The 3,531-nt window shown below is 57.3% G+C and carries 5 protein-coding genes; all 5 read right to left on the reverse strand.

Annotated elements, in window-relative coordinates; genetic code table 11:
• Nucleotides 1–833 (reverse strand): glutamine-hydrolyzing carbamoyl-phosphate synthase small subunit (gene carA / locus Q1K23_RS08585; protein WP_300363847.1); only part of this gene is annotated, 833 nt, incomplete at its 3' end.
• Entirely contained in the window at nt 833–1,384 is a 552-nt protein-coding gene (locus Q1K23_RS08590) for a DUF507 family protein (protein ID WP_300363849.1), read from the reverse strand. The genes Q1K23_RS08590 and carA, both read right to left, overlap by 1 nt.
• 96 nt (nt 1,385–1,480) lie before the next feature.
• Entirely contained in the window at nt 1,481–2,002 is a 522-nt protein-coding gene (locus tag Q1K23_RS08595; RefSeq protein ID WP_300363851.1) for a PDP protein, read from the reverse strand.
• Complete coding sequence (locus Q1K23_RS08600) at nt 1,999–2,436, reverse strand: hypothetical protein (protein ID WP_300363853.1); 438 nt, start codon at nt 2,434–2,436, stop codon at nt 1,999–2,001. Before Q1K23_RS08600 ends, Q1K23_RS08595 begins: the two co-directional genes overlap by 4 nt.
• Before the next feature lie 130 nt (nt 2,437–2,566).
• A partial coding sequence (locus tag Q1K23_RS08605; protein WP_300363854.1) for an adenylosuccinate synthase occupies nt 2,567–3,531 on the reverse strand: 965 nt, incomplete at its 5' end.

Below are 3,531 nucleotides of genomic sequence, written 5' to 3' on the forward strand. Positions count from 1 at the left end.
GCGATGGAGAGAAGCTGGTGCCCCAGACAGATACCGAACATCGGCACCTTCGCGGCGATCAGCTTGCGGATCTTCTCCTGCTCTTCTTTGAGAATGAGCGGATCCCCCGGGCCGTTGGAGAGGAAAACGCCGTCGATCTCACCCTTTTCGTACCGCTCGATCAGCTTCTCGGCGTCGACGCTGTTGGGCACCACCTCCACATGCATGCCCGCTTCGGTCAGTTCGTTAAGGATGTTGCGCTTGACGCCGAAATCGAGGGCGACGATGCGTGCCTTCGGCTGCGGCGCGTCGTGGTAGCGGAAAGCCCGTGCATCGTAGTGGCCGTGGGTATGCTCGTAGGGCTCCTTGGTACTGACCGCTTCGATATAGTTGACTTCGCTGATATGGGGAGCGTCGGCCAGAAGTTTCGCCAGCTCCTCTTTGTCGGAGATCTCCGTCGAGGCGATCATCATCATCGCCCCCTCTTCCCGCAGGGTTTTGGTCAGGAAGCGGGTATCGACATCGCAGATACCGAGTACGTCGAAACGTTTCAGAAGCTCGTGCAGCGGCTCTTCGCTGCGGAAGTTCGAAGGCTCCTCCTGATACTGCCGGACGATGATGCCCTTGCACCAGGCCGCCTTCGACTCCATATCCTCTTCGTTGCATCCGACATTGCCGATCTCGGGCATCGTGAAGGTCACAAACTGCCCCGCATAGCTCGGATCGGTGACGATCTCCTGATACCCCGTCATCGACGTGTTGAAGACGATCTCGCCGACACGTGTGCCTTCGGCACCGAAACTCTTTCCCTCCAGAAAGAGACCGTTTTCGAGATAGAGATAGATAGGTTTCATTACATCATTCCTCTTCTGCGTAGCTCCTCTTCGTAGAGGCGTTCGAAAATGAGATCGTACTCTTCGGTCCCGGGGATCAGTTTCCTCTTGTAGTGGGACATCTTCTCGAGCACGGCGTCTTCGATCTGTTCGAAGGATTTCATATACTCTTCGATCGCTTTGAAGATGACACCCCTCACCTGGTTTTCGTTGACACTGTAGTCGATAAGATCCTCTTCCCAGAGTTCGTTGAGTATCTTGTGCGAGAGATCGCTGTAGCGCTCTTCGTTGTTCAGAATGACACCGTATTCGGGTGCCAGTTTCTTCTTGATCATCCAGAAGAGCTGACGCACGTCGGCCCGCATGAATTCGATCTCGTCTTCCTTCTCCTCCAGAAGCTCGTTCACGCGCTCTTCGAGTGCCCGCTCGTTTTTGATATCTTTCTCGATCACCTCTTTGGCTTTCTCGATCACCGGTTCCAGACCCCGTTTGATCTCCACAAAAGGTGCGTTCGCCAGATCTATGCCGATTTTGTTCGCTATATAGGGGGCATGGGCCAAACTCAACTTCATAACGCGCCTTTGACAACCCGCGCATACGGGCGTAGTTTTTTGATAGTTTAGCGAAAGATATGTAAGAAAGGGGTTAAAAAGCCGAAGTGGGTCGCGCTATTTTCTCTTCTCGGGGATCTCTTCTTCGAGCAGAAGCGTGATTTTCGACGCCTTTTGGGGGCTCATTTTCGAAAGAATCTTTCCGACGGTTTTGGGTTTGAGCGTCGCCAGGATCCGGGCCGCCTCTTGGGCTTTCATCTGCTCGAGGATCTGCGCCGCCGCGGAGGCTTTCATCTTGGCGTAGGTCTGGGCCACTTTGTCCGCTTTCGCCTCTTTGATCGCCTTGAGGAGCTCCTCGTTTTTGGCGATAAGCGCTTCGAGCTCCTTCCGTTCCGCCTCCAGCTTCCGGCGGGTGGCGTTGAGATCGCTCTCCTTTTTGCGCAGCAGCGCCTCTTTGCGTTTGAACATCGCTTCCGTCGCGTCTTTGAGCGCTTCGTAGGCCTGGCGCGCTTCGTCGATCTCTTCGAGTTTGAGTTCGAGCTCCTGTTTGCGCTCTTCGAAAATCTTGTTGCACTCAAGCAGCTGTGTCCTGTCGGCAAAGAGCAGCAGGGGCAGCAGCATCAGAAAAAGCGCTCTCACGACCGCTCCCTTTCCCATTCGTTTCTGTCGCGCCAGAAGCGCTGGGACGCGATCTCGTCCAGGCGGTTCTGCGTAGCCCGTTTCTCTTTTTCCATCAGCAGCTTCAGCGCCTGCGATTCGATGCTTTTGGCCTGTTCCCAGGCGATATGGGCCGCTTTGAGACGGCGCTCTTTTTCCTCTTTCAGCCGCCGCGCCGCATCGATCTCCAGCTCCAGCGCTTCGATCGCCCGCTTGATGGCTCTTTTGTGGGATATCACGCCGCCCAGCTGCAGGCCCGTTCCTCTCACAGGCGGTTCCACCGCCCGTTCGTCGGCCCTCAGAGACTCCTTTTTCTCGTAGAGAAGATTGAGCCTGGCATTGGCGAGGGCCAGCTCCTGCTCGGCACGGTCGAACTGCTGTTTGCGGAGTTTGGCGAGGGCCTTGTAGTTTTTCATGTGCCGGCTCCGGCGCATGAAAAACTACCGGGAATCGGGAATCGAAAGTCGGAAATGGGTGATTGGGTACGGTAGCATCGGGGGTTTCTTCCCATTCCCGATTCCCGATTCCCGATTCCCGCCATCCCTATCACCTCACGATCGTATCGTTGCGGTCGGGGCTGGTGGAGATGATCCCGACTTTTACGCCGCTGACCCGCTCGATCGTCTCGATGTAGGCTTTGGCGGAGTCGGGAAGGGCGTCGTAGTCGCTGATTCCCTCCACCTTGTCCCAGCCCGGGAAGGTTTCGTAGATCGGTTTCACGTGTTCCAGATCGTAGGGAACGTAGTCGATGCGCTCCCCTTCGAACTCGTAGCCGACACAGATCTTGATGGTTTCGAAACCGTCGAGGACATCCAGTTTCATCAAAGAGATCCGGTCGCACCCGTTGAGGGCGCAGGCGTGGCGGATGGCCACGGCGTCGAACCAGCCGCAGCGGCGGGGGCGGCCCGTCGTCGTGCCGAACTCGTGTCCCTGCTCTCTGAGCCTGTCGCCGTCGGGACCGAAATCCTCGCTCGGGAAAGGGCCGTTTCCGACGCGGGTGCAGTAGGCTTTGGCGATGCCGGTGACACTGCCGATCTGTTTGGGCGAAAGCCCCATACCGGTGCAGGCGCCCCCGGCGATCGTGTTGGAGCTGGTGACGTAGGGGTAGGTGCCGTGGTCGATGTCGAGCATCGTCCCCTGGGCCCCTTCGAGCAGGATCTTTTTCCCCGCCTCCAGATCTCTCCAGATCATCTGGGTCGTATCGGTGATGTAGGGCATCAGCCCGTCGCGATAACGCTCCAGATCGGCTTTCATCTGCCGAGCATCGGGCATCTGCACTCCCATCGCTTCGAAGATCGGCTTGTTCTGCTCCAGGTACTCCATTACCTTTTCGAAAAGCGTATCGACATCCTTCAGCTCCCCGACCCGATGGCCGGAGCGGGAGATTTTGTCGGCGTAGGCGGGACCGATGCCCCGGCCCGTCGTGCCGATCGCCTTGTCGCCACGCATCCGCTCCTTCGCCTGGTCGATCAACTGGTGATAGGGGAGGATCAGATGGGCCTTGTCACTGA

The sequence above is a fragment of the Hydrogenimonas sp. genome (genome assembly GCF_029933015.1).
Lineage (GTDB): Bacteria > Campylobacterota > Campylobacteria > Campylobacterales > Hydrogenimonadaceae > Hydrogenimonas.

Bases quoted from the DNA above. Each gene is read 5' to 3' on its own strand.
- Q1K23_RS08590 (WP_300363849.1), bottom strand. From the start codon at position 1,384: ATGAAGTTGAGTTTGGCCCATGCCCCCTATATAGCGAACAAAATCGGC.
- Q1K23_RS08600 (WP_300363853.1), bottom strand. From the start codon at position 2,436: ATGAAAAACTACAAGGCCCTCGCCAAACTCCGCAAACAGCAGTTCGAC.